Here is a 24,201-nt window from a genome sequence, read left to right on the forward strand (position 1 = left end):
TGTTTAAAGCACTTCGACGTTGCCGCACACCGAAATGGCCTGCCCCGAAATGCCGCTGCCGCCCGGCGAGCACAGGAACAGCGCGGTCGCGGCGACTTCCTCGGGCGTCGTCATGCGGCGCAGCGAGATCTTGGCGAGATAGTCCTTCTCCATGTCTTCATAAGAGAGGCCGAGTTGCTGGGCGCGCGCGGCGATCACGCGCTCGATGCGCGGTCCCTTCACAATGCCCGGCTGAATGGCGTTGACGCGAATGTTGTCCGGCCCGAGTTCTATTGCGAGGCTTTTCGTCAGGCCGACCACCGCCCACTTGGTCGCCGAATACGGCGTACGGAACGCGTAACCCAGCCGGCCCGCCACCGACGACAACGCAATGATCGATCCGCCGTCGCGCGCCTCGCGCAGCAATGGCACGGCGCGGCGCGCGAAATAGAACTGCGCGTTGAGATTCACGTCGACGGTCTGCTCCCAGTCGTCAACGTCCATCTCGTCGATACCGCCAGTCGGACCCGCGATGCCCGCATTGTTGATCAACACGTCGAGACCGCCGAGCTGGGCGGCGACGTCATCAAAAACCCGGTCCACGGCCGCACGATCCGACACATCCGCAAGGGTCGCGGTGATCGCGTTCATCTCGGCGTTTTCCTCGGCTTTGAGCAGCGTCTCAATGGCGTCCGCGCTTGCGTCGCAGACGTGAACACGCGAACCGGCATCGACAAAAGCCCGCGCCATTACAAGTCCAATGCCCGATGCGCCGCCTGTCACGAGCACGCGCAATCCCGCGTGCGGCTTCAACATTTGCAGAACCGTCATGCTTGTCTCCGTTGATGTTTTTATAGGTCGTCGAGTCCTTGAATCCAGCTACGCGCGCGCCGCCTCCCTGCTTTGCAAGCGTTCCTGCAAGTCCGCTGCGGCGCCGCCGATATCTTCCTCTATACCCGCGCGCGCGCCTTCGCCATCGCCCTTCCAGAGCGCATCGACAATCTTCCTGTGCGCCGCCATCGATAACCTCATGTGCGCAATATCCGGCGCCACGAGATTCAGGAACGGACCAATGCGCATCCACAGGTTCTGGATCGTCGCGAGCGTGAGATCGCTCGCGCCATGCGTATAAATGGCGATATGAAATTCGAAGTTGCTGCGCAAATACGCCGGGGCGTCGCCGGCTTCCACATGCTCGTTCATCGCGTCGAAGACCGCCTGCAGCGCACTCAAATGCTCGTTTGTCATGCGCGAGGCCGCGCGTTTCGCAACGCATCCTTCCAGCGAAATCCGCACGTCGCGCAACTCGTCGAGCAGTTCCAGCGTCATGGGCGGCACCATGAGCGCGCGGCCCGGACCGTCGATCAGCGCGCCTTCCGCCTGCAGCCGCGTCAGCGCGGCGCGCACTGGCATGGTCGATGAACCCACCGCCTCGGCCACGCCGCGAAGGCTCAGCGCCTGGCCGGGCGCGAAGCGGCCCGTCATGATCGCTTCGCGCAACTGCGCATAAACCCGCCCCGCCATGGTTTCGCGCGCCACGAGTTCCAGCGGCAGCGGTTCACCTGTTTCGCGCGTGGTGTCACGCGTCGTGCCTTGTGCCATGAATTAAACGACTCCTTACGCGATCTGTGACCTGTGATCACACTATGTCACGAAGTGTGCTACCCGTTCGGTTTCGAGTCAACCGCGAAGACATAGGGGAAAACGCGGGCCACAACGTCCTGTCACGCGTGCGCCTCAAACTTGGCTAATGCAGGCGATTAGGCACGAGATGTGCAACACGCTGCGCTGGTGAAAACTTTTTCCGTCAATCCAAAAACCAGGAGTTTCCATGGCTACATCGAAGAAACCGAGCGCCGCTTCTGCTGCGCTGACCACGCCCACGGACTTGGGCAACGACGCCCGCAAGCAGGTTGCCGAAGGCCTGACCCGCTTGCTCGCCGATGTGTTTTCCCTCTTTGTAAAAACGAAGAATTTTCATTGGCACGTGAGCGGACCGCACTTTCGCGACTATCACCTGCTCCTCGACGACCAGGCGCAGTTCGTCTACGACATGATCGATCCGATCGCCGAGCGCGCCCGCAAGCTTGGCGGCACCACGCTGCGATCAGTCGGACAAATCAGTACGCTGAAGCGCCTTGCCGACAACGACGCCGATTTCGTTGCGCCGGTGGACATGCTCAACGAACTGCGTGGCGACAATGAGTCGCTCGTGAAGTACATGCGCGAACTGCACGACATGTGCGACGAGAAGGAAGACGTGGCGACGGCAAGTCTTATCGAGAACTGGATCGATCAGACCGAAGAGCGCGTCTGGTTCCTGTTCGAAGCCACGCGTTCGTAAGCCCCGAGCAAACGTTGGTTGAAAAGGCGCCGAGGGCGCCTTTTTATTGCGTATCGCATACGCTCGATGCACATGGAATAAACCCGTGCGCACAGGCGTTTCCCAAAGCAGCTAACGACGCAACGCGTATTATCGAAACCCTCGGCCGGGGTCCAAGGACAGCCTTCGCCGAGCAACGTCGTGAAGTTCCATCAGTCCATAAAAACTGGAAAAACGCTCATGAAACTCAATCGCATGCTGACCGCCGCCGCACTCTCGCTTACGCTGGCCGTTCCCGCCCTCGCCTTCGCCGATACGGTCAATCTGAAAGCCGACTTGCTGGCGTCGTCGGAAGTCCCGCCTAAGGACAGCCAGGGCCACGGCAAGCTGGATGGAACATACGACACGGCCTCCAGGATGCTGCAATGGAAGGTGACGTACGCTGACCTGACAGGCCCGGCGAGCATGGCGCATTTCCATGGTCCGGCGCCGGTTGGCAAGAACGCGGGCGTGGTTATTCCCATCGACCCGAGCAAGCTGCCGAGCCCGATTGAAGGCAGCGCCACGCTGACCGATGCTCAAGCGAAAGACCTGCTCGCCGGCAACTGGTATTTCAACGTGCACACCGCGAAGAACCCGGGCGGTGAAATCCGCGGTCAGGTGGAAGCGGCGAAGTAACTGCGAAGCCGGAACACGCGTAACGCCTGAAAAGCGGCGAGCCCCAAGCCCTATGGATTCTCACAGCGAAAGCTCGCCGCGTTGTTGATACTTCCCTTGCCGATATATCGCGGAAATCCGGGATATCGGCAAAGCGGGCGGCTCCGCCCGTTCGTGGCGCTTGCGATATCGAAACCAACCAGCGTCTCCGGCGCGATGTTCGCCGTCACCCATCTGTCCAGCGCGCCGAGTTCGTCCCATGCCGGAATGAACACGCCGTTGCCGTGCTGGAAGCCCGGCACCATGTAAAGCCGCATGAAAGAATCGACAATGCTTTGCCCGTACTTCGCCACGAGCAAACGATAGAAAGCGATGGTCTGGTTCGGGCTGATGACTTCATCGGCGAGACCGTGCATGGTGATCAGCTTGCCGCCATGAGCAATGAAAGCCGACATGTCGGGGTTCATCGCGCCGACTGTCGACGATAAATCCACCAGCCGCCCCTTGTACTCGCCCGGTTGACTCAGATCGAAGCCGAGCGTGTTGAAGCGCAGATCATGCGTGACAAAATACTTCATGTAGCTGTCGCCTTGCGTGAACAGATAGCCGTTGGCGTCGAAGCGCGGTGGCTGCACCAGCACGCTCGAATTGCCAAGTCCCAGTCCGCTCGAAAAATCCACGCCCTGAAAGACGTTGTATCCGTAGTAACGCGTCACGCCATGCGCGAGTTCGTAGGGAAGCGTGAATCCATCGCGCAAGGTCTCGAGCGTCGCCAGTTGCGCTTCGGACAAACAACTGTCCCGCTGCGATGGCCGCTGTCCGTTCGCGCAGCGCAATTGCGCGATGATCCTGGGCTCCCGTTCGCGGCACGCTTCCACATTCGCGACAATGCCGTCCAGCGCGCCATCGAGCCCATCGCATTCCTGCAGCACGGTTTCGACCACGCGCTTTTGCTGCACCGGTCCGACAAATCCGCCCGGCGTCCCGTACGACGCGCGGCCGACCTTTACGCCCATCAACCGCACGCCCGAAAAATTGATGGCGGGCGCGTTCGCGATCACGCCGTCGTAGTCGTCGGGATAACGCTCGATCACGGTGAACGCCTCGCGCCCGCCGGTCGAGCCGCCCGCAAAATACGTCTGCTCGGGCTTTTGCCCGTAACCCATGATGATCAGCGCAAGCGCGACATCGTGCGCCTTCTTCAGCGCCCCGTAGCCGAAGTTGACGACGGCTTCGTCGTTCATCGCGAAATCGGCGCGGCCTGAATTGCCGACATGACCGGAGTCCGAGCCGTAGGTCGCATACCCGATCGATAACGGCGACGCAGCCGGCGCGAACGCGGTAGGTTCCGTTCCGCTTACGATCACGCCGTTATATCCGCCGCCGCCCATTTGCAGCGCGCGGCCGTTCCAGCGCGCCGGGAGATTCACTTCGAAGCGGATGTCGGGCGTGGTGTCGAGTTGTGCCTTGATCACGCCGACCAGCCGGCAATAATCGCCGTTGCGGTTGTGAGGCGCGGCGGCGGCCACGAAGGACGCATCGGTAATGAGCGCCCCGCGCGTGGGCAAGCCGATGACCGACGCCGGCACTTCCTTGCCCAGCAATTCGGCGCAATGCTTGACAACATAGGACGCGGCGCGCGCGTGAGCGCAGCATGCGAACGAAGCGGCAAACAGCAGGGTACGCAGGAGACGGCGTGTGACTTGAGGCATCGATTAGATGTTGGTTACCGCGAGCGGAACTGAACTGTTGCCTGAGACTGGCCTCAGACCGAGGTATTTTCGCCGCACAATATATAAGAAGCTTCTTATTGAAAGGAATCCGGTTTCCCGCGCGTTGTGTTTGCACAACCTTGCAACGTGTTGAAGCAAGCGCGTTCGCACGTCGCATGCCCGGCGTGTGACGTGTAAATGACCTTTGAGCGCGCGCGATTCACTCCCCCGCCCATTCGCCGCGCAAGTCACTGTCCTGCAGGAGTTCCAGCAACGTTTCGGCCGGCCGGCTCAAATGCCGGGCCGCCAGCGCGATGAACTCAACCTCCGGCAATTCCGGCAATTCGGCGCGATTGACAGGCGGCGCCAGTCCCCTGCCCGCGAGGAAATTGGAGCGCACGGTCAGTCCCAATCCGCCGCGCGCCGCGGCAACACAGCCGGCGTGCGAACTGCTCGTGCAGACCATTTGCCAGCGCGCGCCAACGGCGGCGAGTGCATCGAGCACGACGGCGCGCGTCACGCTCGGTTCGGCGACAAGAATCAGCGGCAACGGTTGCGCGAGATCCACTTCGGTGCCGGTTCGCGCGAGCCATTCGAGTTTTCCGGAAAAGAGCGGAATGCCGCGCCGGTCTCCCAGCCGCCTTTTGCCGATCAACAGGTCGATCGCGCCTGCGTCGAGATGTTCATAAAGCCGTCCCGTCATGCCGATGGTAATTTCCAGTTCCACGTCGGGATGCGTGCGGCGGAACGCGGCGAGCACGCTGGGCAAGGGTCCGAGCGCCAGATCATCCGATGAACCCAGGCGCACGCGCCCTCGCAGCCGTGGCGAACGGAACTGCGACTCGGCGTGGGACATGGCTTCCAGGATCACGCGCGCGTGTACGAGCATGGCTTCGCCGTCGGCGGTGAGCGCAAGCGAATGGGTATCGCGTACAAGCAGGCGGCGGCCGACATGTTCCTCCAGACGCCGGATGTGCTCGCTGACACTCGACTGCGTCAGGCTGAGCTGACGGCCGCCGTCGGTGAAACTGTGCGACGCGGCCACCGTCGCGAACGTGTTCAGCCAGACAGGATTGAGCATATGCCATTGTCATCGATGATTCCGATCACAGTCAATGCAGTCAGCGGGGTTCCCGATAACCACGTCTCGTCTTAAAATCTTCACATTGCACGGGATTCCGCGCTACAACACCCAGCAGCAACCGAATGCCCCAAAAAAACTCACACACCGCGCTTCTCTGGATCGTGGCCGTCGGCTTTTTCATGCAGGCCCTCGACACGACCATCGTCAATACCGCCCTGCCTTCCATTGCACGAAGCCTGAACGCGCAACCGCTCGCTATGCAGCCAATCGTGGTCGCCTACACGCTGACCATGGCCTTGCTCACGCCCGCGTCCGGCTGGCTCGCGGACCGCTTCGGCACGCGGCGCGTCTATTTCGTCGCGATCCTGTTGTTCGTGATTGGCTCGCTCTGCTGCGCGAACGCGCAGTCGCTCAATCAACTGATCGTGGCGCGCGTGATTCAGGGCATAGGCGGCTCGATGCTGCTGCCCATCGGACGGCTCGCGGTGCTTCGCAGCGTGACCGGCGAAGCTTACGTCTCGGCGCTGGCGGTGATTTCCATCGCTGGCCAGGTCGGTCCCATTCTTGGCCCGACGCTCGGCGGCTGGTTCGTCGAAGCGTTTTCGTGGCACTGGATCTTCCTGATCAACGTGCCGATAGGCGCGGTCGGCTTGCTCGCCGTGCATCGTTTTCTCCCCGATGACGCCATCGCCGATGCTCCGCCTTTCGACTTTATCGGCGGCGCCATGTTGTCGCTGTGCATGGTCGCGTTTTCAATGGCGCTCGACAGCCCCGCGCAGTCGCACAAGGTGCTGGTATCGGGCAGTTTGTTCGCGGTGTCCGCGCTTGCCGCGCTCGCCTACATTCCGTATGCAAGAAACCGGGCGAATCCGCTGTTCAAGCTGTCGCTCTTCAGTGAGCCGAATTTCAGTGTCGGCTTGATCGGCAACCTGTTGTGCCGGGTCGGTTCTAGCGCGGTGCCGTTTCTCTTGCCGCTCCTGATGCAATTGCAACTCGGTTATTCGCCGCTGCATTCGGGCTTGATGATGTTGCCTGCCGCGTTCGCCGGCACGGTCGCGAAGGGCTGGATCACGCCGCTGGTGAAGCGTTATGGCTACGACAACTTCCTGCTGTGGAACACGATCCTGGTCGGCGCGTCGATAGTCGGCTTCGCCTCCTTTTCGATGAGCACGCCGCTCGTGCTGGAGATCGCGATTCTCGCGGTGTTTGGCGCATGCAACTCCATGCAGTTCGCGGCCATGAACAGCGTCACGCTCAAGGGCTTGTCCGTCAAGGACGCGGGCAGCGGCAACAGCCTCTTCTCGATGGTGCAGATGCTCGCGATCGGATTGGGTGTATCGATTGGCGGCGGCCTCGTTTCCGTCTTTTCCACGAGTCTCGGCTCAGCCGCGCCGGCATTTCGCATTGCGTTCGTCTGCGTGGGACTGGTCACGCTCGGGTCCGCCATCGTGTTTCGTTTCCTCGATGCCGTTCCTCGACCGGCCACGCAAGCAGCCACTTCGTAGCGCCATGATCTGCAAGCATTGTGCGTAGCGTTTAAGCTTCTTCAATGTACTTTCCGGTCAACCTCGCTCAAGGAGCTCGCCTTGCAATATCGTAAATTTGGGAAGACTGGCCTGACCGTTTCGCGCCTGTGTCTTGGCACCATGACGTTCGGCTTGCAGACTGAAGAAAAGGTGTCGCACAGCATCATGGACCGCGCGGCTGAAGCGGGCGTGAATTTCATCGATACCGCCGACGTCTATCCGCTGGGCGCCGACGAAACTCATGCCGGGCGCACGGAGGAAATCGTCGGAGGATGGCTGAAGGAAACACCCTCGCGCCGCAGCGAATTCATCCTGGCAACCAAGGCTGTTGGCAAGATGGGCCCGGCGCCGTGGGATCAGGGCGCGTCGCGCAAGCACTTGCTGGATGCAATCGATGCATCGCTCAAACGGCTGAACACCGATTACGTCGACTTGTACCAACTGCATAGCGACGACCTCGAAACGCCGCTCGACGAAACCCTGGAGGCGCTCGACACCATCGTGCGTCATGGCAAGGCGCGCTACATCGGCGTGTCGAATTTCCTGGCGTACCGGCTCGCGACCGCGCTGGGCCGTTCAGATGTGCTGCGCGTTGCGCGCTTCGTCTCCGTCCAGCCGCGCTACAACCTGCTTTTCAGGCAGATCGAGCGTGAACTGCTGCCGCTTGCCACCGACGAAAATCTCGCCGTGATTCCGTACAACCCGCTTGCAGGCGGTTTGCTCACGGGCAAGCACAAGCACGACGCCAAACCGTCCGACGGCCGTTTTACCGCAACCGTGGGCAAGGCTGGCGAAGTGTATTCGCAGCGGTATTGGCATGAGCGCGAGTTCGAGACCATCGGGAAACTGCAGCAGATCGTGGGCGAAACCGGCGAGTCGCTGACGAAGACCTCGGTCGCCTGGGTGCTCGCGAATCCGGCGATCACCTCGGCGATCATCGGCGCGAGCAAGCCGGAACAACTGACGGACAGCCTCGCGGCCGTCGACTTCCATCTCGATGAGGCGTTGAAAGCAAAGCTCGACGATGCGACGAAGGAATATCGCTGGGGCGATGCGGCGCGTTGATTGTCGATGGATCGATGACCGCTGACGAACGCGCCGGCGTTGACCGGCGCGTGCAGCACGCTAGTACTTCGTTATATCCCGCGGTTCCAGCGCTCTCGACGGCCCGCGCTCTTTCGCCGTGACGATCATCGCGCGGCCAAGTTGCTGGGTTGTCGTGATCGCGTTGGGAAACGAGCGCCGCAACAGCGGAAACAAGGGCCGCGCGATGGAAATGATCGCCTGATACATCGGCGTCTTCGAGCGGATCCCATCCATCGGCTGGATCATTCCCGGGCGAAACATGTAAGCCGCCCTGAACGGCATGCGCAGCAGCGCGTTCTCCGTGCGTCCCTTCACGCGCGCCCACATGCTGTTGCCGCGCTCGGTCGAGTCCGTACCCGAACCCGAGACGTACGAAAAGGTCATCGCGGGATTCAGCCGCGATAACGTTCGCGCAATGCCAAACGTCAGGTCATACGTCAGGTGCGCGTAATCGGCTTCGTTCATCCTGAACGACGACACGCCGAGGCAGAAAAAGCAGGCATCGAAACCGGTCAGCTTGTCTTCGATCGCCGAGAGATCGAAGAGATCGCTGTGCACGATCTCCGTGAACCTGGGGTCCAGTTGCCGGGTGGAACTACGCCCGACCGCGAGCACACGTTCAATGTCAGGATCGAGCAGACATTCGCGCAACACGCCCTGCCCGACCATTCCCGTGGCGCCAAAAATGATGACTTTCATGCTTTCTCCGGCCAGTGCGCGCCAGTGAGTTTCACCGATACATCCCAGAGTTTCGCGCTGACCGCCGCATCAGCCGCCTGAGGAAAGATGCGAGCTTCCGACGGCGGCCCAATCAGTTCCTGGAAACCTTTCGGACCATAGTACGCCGCGCCGCGCGCTTCGGGCGCCGTGGCGGCTAGCAATGTAGGCAATGCGCCTTCGGCCGCGCTGTGGCTAAGAAACCGCGACAGCATACGGCTGAGCATGGCGAACATGCCTGATGTTCCCGGTCCATTGGCGATCAAATCCGTTCGTGCAAATCCGGGATGCGCGGCGTTGCTCATGAGACCCCAGCCGTTGGCGTCGCTACGGCGTTGCAACTCGAGCGCGAACATCAGCATGGCAAGTTTCGATTGTTCATACGCAGGCCACGCCTTGTACGCGCGCTCGCCTTGAAGGTTATCGAAGGCGATCTTCCCTCGCCGGTGCGCGAGGCTGCTCAGGTTCACCACCCGCGGCGCAGCGCTTTTTTGCAGCAGCGGCAGCAACTGCGCGGTCAGCGCGAAATGCCCGAGATAGTTCGTGCCGAACTGTCGCTCGAAGCCGTCGATGGTCTTTTCATGTTGCGGAAGCATCATTACGCCGGCATTGTTCACCAGGATATCGACGGGCGCGCCATCCGCGAGCAAATGCGCCGAAGCACGCGATATCGATTTGAGACTCGCCAGATCGAGCATCTCAAAGCGGACTCGCGCGCCCGGCACTTCGTGGCGAATGCGTTCAAGCGCGGCCCGGCCCTTCGCTTCGTTGCGGCCCGTGAGAATCACCTCCGCTCCGGCGCGAGCCAGTTCCAGCGATGTTTCGTATCCCAGTCCGCCCGTTGCGCCCGTCACGACAGCCAGCTTGCCCGTTTGCGGCGGGATATCCGCAGTAGTCCATTCGCTCATGTGCACATCCTTTCGGTTTAATTGTGTGAGTAATCAGTCATTAAACAAACGATTCGATTGGCTTCCGATCTGATGATGCTGCGTTACTTAAGCTGAGTGACGCGCAACGCCGTTCCAGAAAACATCGAAGCCGACCTTCCTATACCGGTCCGCTTCATCCGGAAAAGCGCTCATGAATCCCATGGTTGTTTCGGCCAGCGCTTTCATGGTCGCCGCGATGAACTCGCACGGATACGCCTCCAGAACCTGCGTCTCGATGCTATACAGCGCCAGCGCTTCGATTTCCGCGAAGGGTTCGTAGCCAACCGCCTTCGATTCCTCGGTGACGATATCCGCCACCGACAACTGGTCCAGCACATTCAGGCGCTGCGGATTGGCCACGCCCCAACTTACAAACGCATTCCATAGATACTCAAGACGGTCACGCACCGGTCCCTGCCTGGGAAAATGCGACATCAGGACATCGGCGAGTTCGAGCTTGATCGCACGATACAGCGCATTGACCAGTTCGTCCTTGGTGCGGAAATACGTGAACAACGTCCCTTCCGCGACGCCCGCCTGCTTCGAAATGGCTGAAGTGGGCGCGGCAGCCAGTCCACGCTCGGCAAACACCTGTTCAGCGGCGAGCAGCAGCGCGTTGCGTTTGTCGTCACTCTTGGGTCGGGCCATCAGAAATTTCTAGCGGATTAAATTAATGAGTGAGCACTCAATTATAACCGGTTTGACGATGTCTGCAAGCCAGCGCGCGCCGGAGTCAAAACGCGTGCGTGCTAGCATCGGGCCATCTTCTTGCTATGGGTGCACCGGCACCGGAGCTTGCCGCAGCCACTTGATGAATCAGCTTCCTTCAAGGCTTTTATGAATAACCACTCGGTTCACCAGCATTTTTTCCACTTTCTGCTGTTCGTCGTTACCGTCGCGCTTTGCTGGATCCTGACGCCCTTCTTCGGCGCGATCTTCTGGGGCACGATTCTCGCCATTCTGTTCCAGCCCATGCAGCGATACCTCGCCGCCAAATTCGGCAAGCGCCGTAATCTTGCCGCCTTCGCGACGCTCGGCGTGACCATCGTGATCGTGATCCTGCCGCTGAGCTTCGTTGCGGCCACGCTGGTCCAGGAAATCGGCCTTGCCTACACGCAGATCAAGTCGGGCCAGCCGAATTTCACGACATACTTCCAGGAAGCCATTCACGTATTGCCCAAGTCGGTACAGACGCTGCTCGGTCGCTTCGGGCTCACGGATATTCCAAGCATCCAGAAACGGCTTACCGATGGCGCAGCGGCAATCAGCCAGTTTGTCGCAACTCAGGCGCTCAGCATCGGCCAGAACACTTTCCAGTTCGTGATCAGCTTTGGCGTGATGCTGTACTTGGTGTTCTTCCTGCTGCGCGATGGCGGCGAAATCGGCCGGCGCATCCGCCGCGCATTGCCGCTTGACGAAGCGCCCAAGCAGCACCTGATTGCGAAGTTCACCACCGTCGTGCGGGCAACCGTGAAGGGCAATATTGCCGTTGCGGCTGCTCAGGGTTTTCTCGGCGGGATGATTTTCATGTTTCTCGGTATCCAGGGTTCCCTGCTCTGGGGCGTTCTGATGGCTTTCCTATCGCTGCTTCCGGCAATCGGCGCCGCGCTCGTCTGGGCGCCAGCCGCCGCCTATTTCCTGCTTACCGGCGACATCTGGCGAGGCGTGATCCTGATCGCCTTCTGCGTGGTGATCATTGGTTTAGTCGACAACATCCTGCGTCCGATTCTTGTAGGCAAGGACACGAAGATGCCGGACTGGGTCGTGCTGATTTCAACGCTGGGCGGGATGGGACTGTTTGGCATCAACGGGTTTGTTATCGGGCCGCTGATTGCCGCGCTGTTCATGGCGGCCTGGGACCTGTTCACGCAAAACGAAGAAGGTCAGGCAGAAGGGACTCGCACCATCGACAAGGTCTAAGACAAGATCTGACTGCGCAACAACGAAACGGCTCGCCGAATGGATCGGCGAGCCGTTTTGCTAAGTGAGGCTTCCAGCCGGATCAGCGCCGCTCCGCCCCCGTGTACTTGCAGTCGAAACGTTTCCTGACCGTGCCGTTTTCATCGACGCTTTCAAGGTACACGTCGAATTGCCACAGCCGTGCCATGTGCTTCAGCACTTCCTCGCTGTCGTTGGTGAGGTGACGGTTGTCGGTCATGAAGTGCCGCAGCGTCAAGCTTCGGTCGCCGCGCGTATTCACCGAATACACCTGGATGTTCGGCTCCCGATGATGCATGTCGTATTGCCGCGATAACGCCTGCCGCACGTACTTGTAGCCGCTTTCGTCGTGAATGGCCGATACCTCTAGCGAGTCGCGCATGTCGTCGTCAAGAATGGAGAACAGGCGCATTTCCCGAATCAGATGCGGCGACAGATATTGCGCAATAAAGCTTTCGTCCTTGAAGTTGCGCATGGCGTAATGCAATGCCTCAAGCCAATCGCTGCCAGCGAGTTCAGGGAACCACTCGCGGTCTTCATCCGTCGGGTTTTCGCAGATGCGGCGAATATCGCTCATCATCGAAAATCCGAGCGCGTACGGATTGATGCCGCTGTAATACTGCTTGGTCACGGGCGGCTGGTACACCACGTTGCTGTGCGAATGGAGGAACTCCATCATGAAGCCGTCTTCAAGCCGACCTTCCGCGTACAGCGTATTGAGCAGCGTGTAATGCCAGAAGGTCGCCCAGCCTTCGTTCATGACCTGCGTTTGCCGCTGCGGATAAAAATACTGCCCCACCTTGCGCACGATCCGAATCACTTCGCGCTCCCAAGGTTCGAGCAAGGGCGCATTTTTTTCCGCGAAATACAGCAGGTTTTCCTGTGGTTCCGGTGGATACCGGCTTTCGATCTCTTCAGTTGTCGTCGCCTTTTTATTGGGCAGCGTGCGCCAGAGTTCATTCACTTGCGATTGCAAATACGCTTCACGTTCACGCCGGGCGGCAGCTTCCTTTGCCAGCGATAACTTCTGCGGCCGCTTATACCGGTCGACGCCATAATTCATCAGCGCGTGACAAGAATCGAGCAATTCCTCGACTCGATCTATCCCGTGCCGCTCCTCGCATTCCGCAATGTAATTCTTTGCATAGACCAGATAATCGATAATCGCATGCGCATCCGTCCACAGCTTGAACAGATAGTTGCCCTTGAAGAACGAGTTATGCCCATACGCGGCATGTGCAATGACGAGCGCCTGCATCGTCATCGTGTTCTCTTCCATCAGGTACGCAATACACGGATTCGAATTGATGACGATCTCATAGGCAAGACCCATTTGCCCGCGCCGGTAACTCTTCTCCGTGGAAAGAAAGTGCTTGCCGAATGACCAGTGCCGATAATTCACCGGCATGCCTACCGACGCATACGCGTCCATCATCTGCTCGGCGCTGATGAGTTCGAGTTGAATGGGATATACGTCGAGCCCATAGCGCTGCGCCACGCGCGCAATCTCGGTGTCATATTCCTCGATGAGTTCGAACGTCCAGTCCGATGGACACGGCAACGGCCTTTTTTCCGCCACGTTCATGGTGTCTCCTTCCGGCGTCGCGCGTGCCTGCGGCTTCCTGGCCTTTTGCGGCGCGCTGTCTTGCGCCTTCAGTTCTTCGCCGGGTTTCAGATGATACCCACGTGCTTCGTTGTCCAAGTGCCTTGTCGTCATGCAGCCGCCTGTTGTTTCTCGAACAGTTCGCGAAAGACCGGATAGATATCCGCAGCCGATTCGACTTTTTTCATCGCGAGTTCGGGCGCGTTCTGCGCCAGATGCGCATATTCAACCCAGAGGTTTTGCTCTTCCGGCGCCACCTGGATATACGCGAAATAACGCACCTTCTGAAGAATATCCTCGGAGAGAAGCTTGCGGCACTTGGGCGAATCGTCGGTCCAGTTATCACCGTCCGAGGCCTGTGCGCCGTAGATATTCCATTCCGATGGCGAATAACGCTCGTCCATGATCTTCTTCATCAACTCGAGCGCACTCGACACCACCGTGCCGCCGCTTTCCGTTGAATGGAAGAAAGTCTCTTCGTCGACTTCCTCCGCCCGCGTGTGATGCCGGATAAAGACCACTTCGATCTTTTCGTAATTCCGGTTCAGGAACAGGTACAGGAGAATGAAGAAGCGCTTGGACAGGTCCTTGCGTTGTTCGTCCATGGAGCCCGAGACGTCCATCAGACAGAACATCACCGCCTTGCTCGACGGCGTTGGCTGCTTGGTCCGGTTGACGTACCGTAAATCAAACGGATCGATAAAAGGAATCCGCGTGATACGTCCTTTCATGATCACGATCTCGGCTTCGAGACGCGCAATCTCGTCGGGGTCACCTTTTTCGTCCAGAAGCACTTCAAGCTGGCGCTCCATTTCGTGCAATTGACGTGACAAGGGCGAACCCAGGGCAATGCGGCGTCCAAGCGCGCTGCGCAACGACCGCACGACGTCGATGTTATTCGGCGTGCCCTCCGCCGAAAAACCCGCGCGTACGTTCTTCCATGTCGGGACCGCCGCCAATTGCGTTTTCACGAGGCGCGGCAGTTCGAGGTCATCGAAGAAATACTGCATGAATTCTTCGCGCGAGAGTTCGAACACGAAGTCGTCCTGCCCTTCGCCCTCGTTGCTCGCACTCTTGCCGCCACCGCCTCCGCCGCCATTCGGACGCGCAATCTTGTCGCCACGAACGTATTCGGCGTTACCCGGATGCACAAGCTCACGTTTTCCGCCAGGGCCGTGCCGAAACGATGGTTCGGCAATGTCCTTCTTCGGAATGGTGATGCTCTGCGTGCTTTGAATGTCCTTGATGCTACGGTCTCGAACGGCGTCCGACACCGCGCGGCGAATGTAGTTTTTGACACGACGCAAAAAGCGTTCGCGGTTGGCAATGCTCTTGTTCTTACCGGCTAACCTGCGGTCGATGATTTGATGCAGCACATCCAGTCTCCCGCGTAATTGGCGAGGAAGCGAAACGCTCGTGACCTGAACCGCACGCTGCGGGTTGGACCGACACGCACTCGCCAAGATGTTCGCATTGCGCCGGCTTGCTGCCGGCGCAATGCGAACGTATGACTATGGAACTAGCAACACACAACTGATTCAATCACGTTTTGCCTGGTTTCGCTTGGAGCAGCTCGTTTCTCCCTTCTTGCGATTCGACACATTACGAAGACTTGCGTACGCGCAGATACCAGTCGCACAAGAGACGCACCTGCTTCGGCGTATAACCTTTCGCGACCATCCGGTTCACGAAATCCTCGTGCTTGCGCTGCTCTTCGGCCGATCCCTTGGCGTTGAACGAGATCACCGGCAAAAGCTCCTCGGTATTCGAGAACATCTTCTTCTCGATCACCACGCGCAGCTTCTCGTAGCTGATCCACGCAGGATTCTTGCCGCCGTTTGCCGCACGCGCCCGCAACACGAAATTCACGATCTCGTTGCGGAAGTCCTTCGGGTTGCTGATGCCCGCCGGCTTCTCGATCTTTTCCAGTTCCGCATTCAGCGAAGCACGGTCGAAGCTTTCGCCTGTATCGTGATCGCGGAATTCCTGGTCCTGAATCCAGAAATCGGCATAAGTCACATAGCGGTCGAAGATGTTCTGACCGTACTCGGAATACGATTCCAGGTACGCAGTCTGAATCTCCTTGCCGATAAATTCGGCATACCGCGACGCCAGCACGTCCTTGATGAACGACAGGTACTTTTGTTCGGTTTCCGGCGGGAACTGTTCGCGTTCGATCTGCTGTTCTAGCACGTACATCAGGTGGACCGGATTAGCAGCAACTTCCGTTGAGTCGAAGTTGAATACCCGCGAGAGGATCTTGAACGCGAAACGGGTTGAAACGCCGTTCATGCCTTCGTCTACACCCGCGAAATCGCGATACTCCTGAAACGATTTCGCCTTGGGATCCGTGTCCTTCAGGTTCTCGCCGTCATAGACCTGCATCTTCGAAAAGAGGCTGGAGTTTTCCGGCTCATGAAGACGCGTGAGCACCGCCATTTGCGCCATCATCTTGAGCGTGCCCGGCGCGCATACGGCGTCCGTCAATGAAGAATTACGCAGCAGCTTCTCGTAGATCTTCATCTCTTCGCTATAGCGCAGGCAGTACGGTACCTTCACCACGAAAATACGATCGAGCAATGCTTCGTTGTTCTTGTTATTGCGGAACGTCTTCCATTCGGACTCATTCGAGTGAGCCAGCACCACGCCGTCAAACGGGATTGCACCGAAGCCTTCCGTGCCCTTGAAGTTGCCTTCCTGAGTAGCGGTCAAAAGCGGGTGCAAGACCTTGATTGGCGCCTTGAACATTTCCACGAACTCAAGCAAGCCCTGATTCGCAAGACACAGGCCGCCAGAGTAGCTGTAGGCGTCTGCATCGTCCTGCGAGTAGGTTTCGAGCTTGCGGATGTCGACCTTGCCGACGAGTGACGAGATGTCCTGATTGTTTTCATCGCCCGGTTCGGTCTTGGCGATACCGATCTGGCGAAGGATGGACGGGTAGCGGCGAACAATGCGGAACTTGCGGATGTCGCCATTGAATTCGTGAAGGCGTTTCACGGCCCACGGACTCAGGATGTTCTTGAGGTAACGGCGCGGAATGCCGTATTGCTCTTCGAGAATGGGACCGTCTTCGTCGTAGTCAAAAAGCCCGAGCGGCGACTCGTTGACGGGCGAACCCTTGATTGCATAGAAGGGAACACGCTCAGCCAGTTGTTTCAAGCGTTCGGCAATGGATGACTTGCCACCGCCCACCGGACCCAGCAAATACAGGATCTGCTTCTTCTCTTCCAGCCCTTGGGCTGCATGCCGGAAGTACGACACCACCTGCTCGATCACTTCCTCCATTCCGTAGAACTCACGAAATGCCGGATACACCTTGATCACCTTGTTTGCAAACACACGCGATAAACGCGGGTCCGTGCGCGTGTCGACCGACTCCGGTTCCCCGATAGCCGCCAACATCCGTTCGCCCGCTGTTGCATACGTTGCAGGATCGTCTTTGCAGAGCGCGAGATACTCTTCGAGCGAGAATTCCTCCTCGCGGGTTTTTTCGAAGCGGGTCGCGAAACTGCTGTAGATATCCATGCTACCTCCTCGCCGAAGTCAGAAAGCAATGCGTGCGCGGCGCGCCTAATCAGAACAACATCGCTTCAGTTCATCCTAAACCTATTCGAATTTTTTTTCATGCAAATGCGTTGCTGATTTGCTTCGAAGTATTCCTAGCTTGGTGGAATATTTTCGTTCACCTACAATCATCATCCCGACTCGCGAAACGTCTTCGGCAATAGCTGCACAGCCTTGCTGTACAAGCCCTGGACCCATGCGACACGCTAGCAGCCAAAGCGTATGGCTGCTGCTGCCGCAGATGAAGTGCGCGCAACGTTTGTGCATGGGGCGTTTATGCCATGTAACCATTCGCGTCAGCCACGCTTATCCTCCGTTCATCCACAGCTCATCCACATGTTATCCACCGGTATAAAGCTTGTGTATCGGCGGATGGATTGCCTCGCTGCATACGTATATACGCGCAGCGAAGCCCAAACGATGCAGACGTAATGCCCTTTTTGACAACAAGGTACGCTCACGTTCAATAACGCTTTTCAATCGATGTCATTACCGCGTGCTCTTTCCTACACACAACGAACCGCATTGCCATCGGTTGACCACCGTAACCCGCGCTTTTGCGCCTTTACGCACGCAATCAAACTCACCAATACCCGATATGCGCAAAGGGATTTAAACAATAAAAAAAGGCACTCGTTCGACGATCCGCGAGTGCCTGTTTCAAGCGTTGAGCTTTTTGTGGTGTGTAAGGGCCACCCCTTGCCTGCTTACTCCAGAATCAGTTCAATGTCTCCGATACGGTCAATTCTCCCGCTCACCACACCTGGCCCTTCAATGCGGCGCGCTCCGGTATAGGAGCCGGTTGTGACGGTCCAGAAAGGCTGCACCGTGTGCCCCTGCGCGCTGCAGTGATTGACGAACCACACAAGCAGCTCGCGCGGATCGCCCGCCGGATTGCCTGCGCTTGGCGGCACGATCGAGACGCCATCGACGCTCAGTTCGAGTTGTGGCGACAGAAAGTCCAAACCCGGTGCGATGACTTCATACGGCTCCATCTTGCCCACGATCAGTGCGCCGTTGTTTTGCGAATCGGCGAGCTGAGCCAGCGGCGCGAGATTCGGCCATTGTGCGAAACGGCTGTCGACCACCTCGAGCGCGACCGCCATGCCGCCCAGCGCCGCGAATACTTCACTACGGCTGTAAGCTTCAGCGCGCGGCGGCAGGGCATAAGAAAACCGAAATGCTATTTCCATCTCGATCAGCACGCGAAAGAACGCCGCATGCGCAATACGGACAGGAGACGTGTGGACGAGTTCGGCATCGACAGGCGCGGTGTTCGCCTGCGCACCGGGCGCACGGGCGCCCACTTTCCATGCGCCGATTCGCGCGCCCGTCAGTGACAGGACTTCTTGCTGAATGACGTACGCCGCGTTGGCGTCGGCGGGAATATCTGCCGACTCGAGTTCCTCGATCAGCGTTCGCTGCCGACGGGCCTGCACGAGTTGCGCGGCGAGAGTGGATTCGGTCATGGCGTGTCCTGTGGTGATTATCGGAAGCATTCAGGCATGACAGCCTGAACGAGGATGCGCACAGTGTACGGGGAACCGGACCCGGGCCGCGAGTCGGATACGCGCTCTGAAAGCTTGCTCGTACAGACGCGTTGATATCAAACGATCGTTTAAACCGCAGGTCGACGTTGCAGGGTCGACGCTGTAATCGGGCCGGCCGAACAGGCATCCAAGCGCCGAACGAAAAAAACGCGCCGCGAAAAAGCTCGCGGCGCGCCCAAAGTCCTAGTTGGAAACAGGATCAGAAAGTTTCCCAGTCGCCGCCGGCGGCCGCCAAAGGACGCGCCGCGGCGGCCACTGGTTTGGCCTGCGTGGCCAAGGGCATACGCTTCGTCTTGGGCGAACCGGCAGGCCGGGACTTCGCCGCGGCTACAGACACATGCCGCGAAGCCGTTTGACCCATGCCTCCCGTCACCGAACCGTCATCGTCCAGATGAAATACCGCCACCGCCTGGCGCAGTTTCGCCGCCTGATCTTCCAGCGACTGCGCGGCAGCAGCGGCCTCTTCCACCAGCGCCGCGTTCTGCTGCGTCACTTCATCCATTTGCGTGACGGCACGCGCGACCTGCTCGATACCGCTGCTCTGTTCCTCGGACGCCGCCGCGATCTCGCCCATGATGTCGGTCACGCGCTGCACGGCGCCGATGATCTCGTCCATCGTCCGGCCGGCTTCGTCGACCAGTAACGTGCCCGACTGGACCCGCTCCACGGAAGTATCGATAAGGCCCTTGATTTCCTTCGCCGCCGCCGATGAGCGTTGCGCCAGGCTGCGCACTTCGCCCGCCACGACCGCAAAGCCACGGCCCTCTTCTCCTGCGCGCGCTGCCTCGACCGCTGCGTTGAGCGCAAGAATATTCGTCTGAAACGCAATTCCTTCGATGATCGTGATGATGTCCGAGATCTTTGCCGAGCTTTGGTTGATATCGCCCATCGTGCCGACGACCTGTGCAACCACGCGACTACCCTTGTTCGCGATCTCCGACGCATTCGCCGCAAGCGAACTCGCCTGACGGGCGTTATCGGCGTTCTGTTTCACGGTGCCGGTCAGCTCGTCCATGCTTGACGCCGTTTCCTGGAGTGCAGAAGCCTGTTCCTCGGTACGCGACGACAAGTCGATATTGCCCGCCGCGATCTGCTTGGTTGCCGACGCAATGGATTCGCTGCCCGAGCGCACGCTGCGCACCGTCGTGGCAAGGCTCGTCTGCATACGCGCAAGACCTTGCAACAGCAAGCCCATTTCGTCGCGCGAACTGACGTTGACCTCGCGGCGCAGGTCGCCGGCGGCGATTGCGTCGAAGTGTCCGATGGCTTCGTCGAGCGGCCGGCCGATTGCACGGCGCAGCGCGAACCACGAGAGCGCGGCGGCAATCAGGCCAATCACGATCGCGCCCAGGCTCAGCGTTTCGAACGTCGATGCAGCGCTCTGGGCCGCGTCGTAACCCTGGCGCGCGGCGTCGAACTGGAACTTGCGCAGGGCGTCGTTGGCGCCCGAGAGTTCGTTGTACGCCGCCTGCATGGCCTTTGCCGATTCCACGATGCGCGCCTGATCGTTGGCTTTCACCGCGTCATAACCGCCATCGATCAACTTTTGCAATGCTAGGCGCTTGGCGTTCGACGCATCCGCGAGTTGCTTTTCCTGCGCGTCTTCCACGGGAAGTTCGGTGTATTTCTTCCAGTAGCCATCGGCGCGGGAGCGCATCGTCGCGCCCCGTTCCATGGTCGAAGCGGCTTCGGGTGTTCCGGCGAGAAAAGCGGCGCGATCGAACACGAGGCGTTCGCGAGCCGAATAGAGTTCGGCGTTGCTCACGGCGTTCGCGCTCGGCATCTGGTTTTCGAAAGTATCGCGATAGGCGCGGTTGGCCTGCGTCATTCCGTAGTAGCCAAGGCCGCCGATTGCGACGAGCAGCAGGCCGAGGAAGGCCATCGTAAGGCCCAGACGGGCCTTGATCGTGAGACTCATGTTCATGATTTTCCTTGAAGCCGCGTGTTGAGAGAACCGGCAGCGGGCGTTTGACATCGACCATCGTGTTTCCACGATGCGACTAAACGCGCCTGCTTGCTCAGGATTTACGGCCTGCAAGCCACGCACTTTAGGAAAATGTTGAAATGTTATTTCGTCAGACGAATTGATGTTGAGTGTTTCTGGTGCTGCTTTGCAACAAATGCGCTTCAAATATTCTAATGTAGTAGGTATTTAGATGGGGCCGGAGTCATTGCTCCGGCCACTGCTGCCGAAACACCGGTCAATGCTTTTGCGAGACTTCGCCCAGACGTTCCTGCGGCACTACACCGGTCGATTCCCTCAGGATCATGTGCGGCGTAACCACGCGCCTGCGCGTGCTCGCTGGCACCTTGCCGGCAATCCGGTCAATCAGCGTTTGCGCGGCCAGTTCACCCAGTTCCCGTACCGATTGACCTACCGTCGACAAAGCCGGATAGGTGTACCGGCTCAGTTCAATGTCGTCGAATCCGATGATCGAGCAATCCCGCGGCACGTTGATTCCCCGCTCCGCCGCCGCCCGCAGCGCGCCTACGCCCATCATGTCGTTGCACGCGAAAATGCCAGTGGGCTTGAGGGTATCGAACAGTTGCGACGCCGCTTCGTAACCGCCCGTCGCGGAAAATGCGCCCTGCTGGATCGCATGCGGCTCTATTTCAATACCGCGCTCCGCCATCGCGCGAATGAAACCGTGAACGCGCATGGCGCTGACCGCCGTGGCAATGGGCCCGGTAATGCACGCGACCCGCGAATGTCCGAGTTGCAGCAGATGGCGCGTCGCGAGATAGCCACCTTTTTCGTGGTCGATCTGCACCAGATCCGCCGATACCCCTTCTATGTTCCGATCGAGAATGACCAGCGGCTCGCGCGCGCCGGCGAGGCTTTGGGCGAGCACCGCGTCTTCTCCCGCCGATGCGATCACCAGCCCGTCGATGCGCTTTTCCTGGAGTACGCGAAGGTAGCTGCGCTGCTTGGCGGGGTCGTCGTCCGAATTGCAGAAGAACATGCAGTAGCCGTTCTTCGCGCATCCGTCTTCCACGCCACGCGCCAGTTCCGCGAAATAAGGGTTGGTCGCGTTCGGTACCAGCAAGCCGATGGTGAGCGTGTTGCGCGCCTTGAGAGAACGCGCCACGGCCGATGGCACGTAGTCCAGTTCCCGGATCGCACGCTCGACCTTGACACGCACTTCAGCCGATACGGGCCGCGAGTTGTTCACGACATGAGACACCGTGGTGAACGAAACGCCCGCAATGGCCGCTACATCTTTGATCGTCGCCATACTTGGTCCTTCTCTCCGACTTTTGGTCTTTCTCTTGCTCTTTTAATTGGCGCCCACAATGGGTTTTCCGATACATCGGCTCACATCCGCATTTATCGGACCGCCCGTCTACCAGCACCCGTTCCGCTTGTGCTCCAACTTGTTTCGCGACCTGTTCCGGCCGTCCGCCGACGTGAATCCCCGTGCCGGCCTTTTTGGATTGCTGCGTTTTTTTGCATTTGCTGTCCCGCAGTTCGAGCCGCGCGACAGGTACTTCTATTGCCGTCCATGGTTCATCGTTCGACCTCCCTTGCCTCGGCGGGCGGCGCTTTGGCATCCGGCACGATGGGTTCCTGGAGAATCTCGTCGCGTTTCGCATAGCCTGCGAACGCCGCTGCGAGAAGCATGTCCTGCGTCCAGGTATCGCGATCGAAAATTCCGGTCATCCGTCCCGCCGACATCACGCCAATCCGGTCGCAAATGAGCATCAATTCACGCAGATCGCTCGATACCACCACCAGCGCGCGTCCTTCCAGCGCGAGCGCGCCCATCAGCGCATAGATGTCGAACTTCGCGCCAACGTCGATGCCGCGCGTGGGTTCGTCGAAAAGCAGCACCGTTGAATCGCGCGCGAGCCAGCGCCCGATCACAACCTTTTGCTGATTGCCGCCCGACAACTCCGAAACGGGTTGCGACGGACCGGCCGCACGAATGCGCATGGCGTCGATCTGCATTTGCGCAAGCGCGGCTTCGCGGCGTCCATCAACAAATCCTCTGCTCGATACCGCGCCGATGTTCCCGAGCGAAATATTCGCGGCGATCGGCTGCGGCAGGAGCAGGCCTTCGCCCTTGCGATCCTCGGTAATGAGCGCAATGCCGTTCCTGACAGCGTCGGCGGGCGACGCGATTGCAACCGGCGTCAGCGCCGCGCCTTTATGCGCCACCGATACCACGCCGCCATCCGCCTTGTCCGCGCCGTAGATCAGCCGCATCAACTCGGTACGTCCCGCGCCGATCAGCCCGCTGATGCCGAAAATCTCGCCCGCCTTCACTTCGAAGGACACGTCTCGGACCACGTCGCCCCGGCGCATGCCATCGACTTTCAGTGCAACGCCGGCGATCCGCCGCTCGCCCAGATCGATCCGCTCGCCAATGTCACGCCCCACCATGAGCGCGACGAGCCGGTCGCTTGTCAGGTTCTCCATGGCGTCGATGTGAACCAGCTTGCCGTCGCGCAATACGGCCGCGCGCCCCGCAATCCGCCGCAATTCTTCCAGCCGGTGCGAGATGTACACCAGCGCCACGCCGCGCTCCTTCAGCCGCTCGACCTGCTCGAAGAGCAAGTCGACTTCGCGCGCGGTCAGCATGGCCGTGGGTTCATCGAGGATCAGCACACGGCAATCGCCAATCAGGTTGCGCGCGATCTCGACCATCTGCTGATGACCTATGCCAAGCTCGCCCACCAGCGTGTCGGGATCGATCGCATCCAATCCGACCTGACGCATTGCATGGTGCGCGTCCTCGCGTAGCGCCGCCCGGTCAATCCAGCCGAACTTCAAGCCTTTGCGTTGGGGCAGACGGTTGAGAAACAGGTTCTCCGCCACCGATAACGTGGGCAGGAGGTTCAGTTCCTGCATCACCATCCGCACGCCGAGCACCTCGGCTTCCTTGCGGCTCGCCGGTGCGTACGGCGCGCCGCCAAGCGTCATGGAACCGGTGGTTGGATCGACCAGTCCACCAATGATCTTGGACAGCGTGCTCTTGCCTGCGCCGTTTTCGCCGGTCAGCGCCAGCACTTCGCCCGCACGCAGATCCAGCGTGACGCCTGTCAGGACCGGCTCCACGTAGGTTTTGCCGATACCGCGCACCGTCAGGACCGGAGCAGCAGACACAATATTGTCCATCCTCGTCCCATTGCGCCAGACAGCATGCCCCGAAATTCGCCGCCCGCAATCGTTTGCAAACAAGCACTTTCACCGAGCAATTCCTGTCCTTCGCGCCAGTAAAAACCATGCCACGCACCGCTTGGCCGACTATCGGAAAGATGCCCTGACGACCTGGCTATTCCTTTATTTATCGGCAGCGATGCTCAGTTCTTGAGATTTTAGACAGAATTCGACAGACAAAACCTGTGCGAATCCCATTTTTCATGCAAATACTTACTACTTTTTGGTGACCAGATCCACGGGCGTTTCAACTACCCCCGACAGCTCGGACTGTTTTTTGTGCTCGGAAAGCGCTTTCAACGCGGTATCGATACCGAAAACCGCCTGCTTTGCAGCGTACTGGTCGGCGGTGGCGAGCACGCGGCCGTCGGC

The 24,201-nt window shown here is 59.4% G+C and carries 19 protein-coding genes and 1 pseudogene; 5 read left to right on the forward strand and 15 right to left on the reverse strand.

The genetic code is table 11. The features are described 5' to 3' along the window. Positions 1–3: 3 nt before the first annotated feature. Together AWB64_RS29385 and AWB64_RS29390 are read right to left on the reverse strand one after the other, a co-directional pair. Positions 4–810: an SDR family oxidoreductase gene (locus tag AWB64_RS29385; protein WP_060858937.1), complete on the reverse strand. Its 807-nt coding sequence runs from the start codon at positions 808–810 to the stop codon at positions 4–6. Positions 811–858: 48 nt separating this feature from the next. Next, the gene (locus AWB64_RS29390; RefSeq protein WP_060858938.1) at positions 859–1,581 is read right to left on the reverse strand and encodes a GntR family transcriptional regulator; all 723 of its coding nucleotides are present in this window, start codon (positions 1,579–1,581) and stop codon (positions 859–861) included. 229 nt (positions 1,582–1,810) lie between these two features. Between AWB64_RS29390 and AWB64_RS29395 the strand changes: the two genes are divergently transcribed. Together AWB64_RS29395 and AWB64_RS29400 are read left to right on the forward strand one after the other, a co-directional pair. Next, positions 1,811–2,323: a Dps family protein gene (locus AWB64_RS29395; protein WP_060858939.1), complete on the forward strand. Its 513-nt coding sequence runs from the start codon at positions 1,811–1,813 to the stop codon at positions 2,321–2,323. A gap of 234 nt (positions 2,324–2,557) precedes the next feature. Next, a complete protein-coding gene (locus AWB64_RS29400) occupies positions 2,558–2,980 on the forward strand; it encodes a CHRD domain-containing protein (RefSeq protein ID WP_060858956.1) in 423 nt (140 codons plus the stop codon). 50 nt (positions 2,981–3,030) lie between these two features. Here the strand turns inward: AWB64_RS29400 and AWB64_RS29405 are convergent, their stop codons facing one another. Together AWB64_RS29405 and AWB64_RS29410 are read right to left on the reverse strand one after the other, a co-directional pair. After that, the gene (locus AWB64_RS29405) at positions 3,031–4,671 is read right to left on the reverse strand and encodes a tannase/feruloyl esterase family alpha/beta hydrolase (RefSeq protein WP_060858940.1); all 1,641 of its coding nucleotides are present in this window, start codon (positions 4,669–4,671) and stop codon (positions 3,031–3,033) included. A gap of 220 nt (positions 4,672–4,891) precedes the next feature. Continuing rightward, positions 4,892–5,752, reverse strand: coding sequence for a LysR family transcriptional regulator (locus tag AWB64_RS29410; RefSeq protein WP_060858941.1), 861 nt, complete (start codon positions 5,750–5,752; stop codon positions 4,892–4,894). Positions 5,753–5,877: 125 nt separating this feature from the next. Here AWB64_RS29410 and AWB64_RS29415 point away from each other — a divergent pair, with 125 nt between their 5' ends. Both AWB64_RS29415 and AWB64_RS29420 read left to right on the forward strand, forming a co-directional pair. Further along, positions 5,878–7,260: a DHA2 family efflux MFS transporter permease subunit gene (locus tag AWB64_RS29415; protein ID WP_060858942.1), complete on the forward strand. Its 1,383-nt coding sequence runs from the start codon at positions 5,878–5,880 to the stop codon at positions 7,258–7,260. Between the two features lie 81 nt (positions 7,261–7,341). After that, entirely contained in the window at positions 7,342–8,346 is a 1,005-nt protein-coding gene (locus AWB64_RS29420; RefSeq protein ID WP_060858943.1) for an aldo/keto reductase, read from the forward strand. Between the two features lie 60 nt (positions 8,347–8,406). Here the strand turns inward: AWB64_RS29420 and AWB64_RS29425 are convergent, their stop codons facing one another. The 3 genes from AWB64_RS29425 to AWB64_RS29435 form a co-directional block, all read right to left on the reverse strand. Next, positions 8,407–9,066 carry an NAD-dependent epimerase/dehydratase family protein gene (locus AWB64_RS29425; protein ID WP_060858944.1) on the reverse strand — a complete coding sequence of 220 codons (660 nt, stop codon included), beginning with the start codon at positions 9,064–9,066 and terminating at the stop codon, positions 8,407–8,409. Then, positions 9,063–9,992, reverse strand: a complete 930-nt coding sequence (locus AWB64_RS29430; RefSeq protein ID WP_060858945.1) for an SDR family oxidoreductase — start codon at positions 9,990–9,992, stop codon at positions 9,063–9,065. Before AWB64_RS29430 ends, AWB64_RS29425 begins: the two co-directional genes overlap by 4 nt. An 87-nt stretch (positions 9,993–10,079) precedes the next feature. After that, complete coding sequence (locus AWB64_RS29435) at positions 10,080–10,661, reverse strand: TetR/AcrR family transcriptional regulator (RefSeq protein ID WP_060858946.1); 582 nt, start codon at positions 10,659–10,661, stop codon at positions 10,080–10,082. A gap of 189 nt (positions 10,662–10,850) precedes the next feature. On the opposite strand from AWB64_RS29435, the gene AWB64_RS29440 reads away from it, so the two are divergent. Further along, positions 10,851–11,933, forward strand: coding sequence for an AI-2E family transporter (locus AWB64_RS29440; protein ID WP_060858947.1), 1,083 nt, complete (start codon positions 10,851–10,853; stop codon positions 11,931–11,933). 82 nt (positions 11,934–12,015) lie between these two features. Here the strand turns inward: AWB64_RS29440 and AWB64_RS29445 are convergent, their stop codons facing one another. The 8 genes and pseudogenes from AWB64_RS29445 to AWB64_RS32450 all read right to left on the reverse strand — a co-directional run. Next, positions 12,016–13,536, reverse strand: coding sequence for a SpoVR family protein (locus AWB64_RS29445; protein ID WP_374728658.1), 1,521 nt, complete (start codon positions 13,534–13,536; stop codon positions 12,016–12,018). Positions 13,537–13,664: 128 nt separating this feature from the next. Then, a complete protein-coding gene (locus AWB64_RS29450) occupies positions 13,665–14,930 on the reverse strand; it encodes a YeaH/YhbH family protein (RefSeq protein ID WP_060858949.1) in 1,266 nt (421 codons plus the stop codon). Positions 14,931–15,156: 226 nt separating this feature from the next. Continuing rightward, complete coding sequence (locus AWB64_RS29455) at positions 15,157–17,079, reverse strand: PrkA family serine protein kinase (RefSeq protein WP_060858950.1); 1,923 nt, start codon at positions 17,077–17,079, stop codon at positions 15,157–15,159. 746 nt (positions 17,080–17,825) lie between these two features. Next, positions 17,826–18,587, reverse strand: coding sequence for a hydratase (locus AWB64_RS29460; RefSeq protein WP_060858951.1), 762 nt, complete (start codon positions 18,585–18,587; stop codon positions 17,826–17,828). Between the two features lie 280 nt (positions 18,588–18,867). Continuing rightward, positions 18,868–20,592 (reverse strand): methyl-accepting chemotaxis protein, encoded by a 1,725-nt coding sequence (locus tag AWB64_RS29465; protein WP_060858952.1) that lies wholly within the window; start codon positions 20,590–20,592, stop codon positions 18,868–18,870. A gap of 277 nt (positions 20,593–20,869) precedes the next feature. Further along, positions 20,870–21,904, reverse strand: coding sequence for a LacI family DNA-binding transcriptional regulator (locus tag AWB64_RS29470; protein ID WP_060858953.1), 1,035 nt, complete (start codon positions 21,902–21,904; stop codon positions 20,870–20,872). A 272-nt stretch (positions 21,905–22,176) separates the two neighbouring features. After that, a complete protein-coding gene (locus AWB64_RS29475) occupies positions 22,177–23,787 on the reverse strand; it encodes a sugar ABC transporter ATP-binding protein (RefSeq protein ID WP_060858954.1) in 1,611 nt (536 codons plus the stop codon). Positions 23,788–24,045: 258 nt separating this feature from the next. After that, positions 24,046–24,201: pseudogene (locus tag AWB64_RS32450) on the reverse strand (sugar ABC transporter substrate-binding protein); the annotation flags it as partial.

This window comes from Caballeronia sordidicola (assembly GCF_001544455.2).
Classification (GTDB): domain Bacteria; phylum Pseudomonadota; class Gammaproteobacteria; order Burkholderiales; family Burkholderiaceae; genus Caballeronia; species Caballeronia sordidicola.

What these genes read in the sequence shown, in the direction of transcription:
- AWB64_RS29415 (WP_060858942.1), top strand. Translation starts at nt 5,878, where the DNA reads ATGCCCCAAAAAAACTCACACACCGCGCTTCTCTGGATCGTGGCCGTC.
- AWB64_RS29455 (WP_060858950.1), bottom strand. Translation starts at nt 17,079, where the DNA reads ATGGATATCTACAGCAGTTTCGCGACCCGCTTCGAAAAAACCCGCGAG.
- AWB64_RS29465 (WP_060858952.1), bottom strand. Translation starts at nt 20,592, where the DNA reads ATGAACATGAGTCTCACGATCAAGGCCCGTCTGGGCCTTACGATGGCC.
- AWB64_RS29410 (WP_060858941.1), bottom strand. Translation starts at nt 5,752, where the DNA reads ATGCTCAATCCTGTCTGGCTGAACACGTTCGCGACGGTGGCCGCGTCG.
- AWB64_RS29445 (WP_374728658.1), bottom strand. Translation starts at nt 13,536, where the DNA reads ATGAACGTGGCGGAAAAAAGGCCGTTGCCGTGTCCATCGGACTGGACG.
- AWB64_RS29440 (WP_060858947.1), top strand. Translation starts at nt 10,851, where the DNA reads ATGAATAACCACTCGGTTCACCAGCATTTTTTCCACTTTCTGCTGTTC.
- AWB64_RS29395 (WP_060858939.1), top strand. Translation starts at nt 1,811, where the DNA reads ATGGCTACATCGAAGAAACCGAGCGCCGCTTCTGCTGCGCTGACCACG.
- AWB64_RS29400 (WP_060858956.1), top strand. Translation starts at nt 2,558, where the DNA reads ATGCTGACCGCCGCCGCACTCTCGCTTACGCTGGCCGTTCCCGCCCTC.
- AWB64_RS29405 (WP_060858940.1), bottom strand. Translation starts at nt 4,671, where the DNA reads ATGCCTCAAGTCACACGCCGTCTCCTGCGTACCCTGCTGTTTGCCGCT.
- AWB64_RS29385 (WP_060858937.1), bottom strand. Translation starts at nt 810, where the DNA reads ATGACGGTTCTGCAAATGTTGAAGCCGCACGCGGGATTGCGCGTGCTC.
- AWB64_RS29435 (WP_060858946.1), bottom strand. Translation starts at nt 10,661, where the DNA reads ATGGCCCGACCCAAGAGTGACGACAAACGCAACGCGCTGCTGCTCGCC.
- AWB64_RS29390 (WP_060858938.1), bottom strand. Translation starts at nt 1,581, where the DNA reads ATGGCACAAGGCACGACGCGTGACACCACGCGCGAAACAGGTGAACCG.
- AWB64_RS29475 (WP_060858954.1), bottom strand. Translation starts at nt 23,787, where the DNA reads ATGGACAATATTGTGTCTGCTGCTCCGGTCCTGACGGTGCGCGGTATC.
- AWB64_RS29470 (WP_060858953.1), bottom strand. Translation starts at nt 21,904, where the DNA reads ATGGCGACGATCAAAGATGTAGCGGCCATTGCGGGCGTTTCGTTCACC.
- AWB64_RS29430 (WP_060858945.1), bottom strand. Translation starts at nt 9,992, where the DNA reads ATGAGCGAATGGACTACTGCGGATATCCCGCCGCAAACGGGCAAGCTG.
- AWB64_RS29460 (WP_060858951.1), bottom strand. Translation starts at nt 18,587, where the DNA reads ATGACCGAATCCACTCTCGCCGCGCAACTCGTGCAGGCCCGTCGGCAG.
- AWB64_RS29425 (WP_060858944.1), bottom strand. Translation starts at nt 9,066, where the DNA reads ATGAAAGTCATCATTTTTGGCGCCACGGGAATGGTCGGGCAGGGCGTG.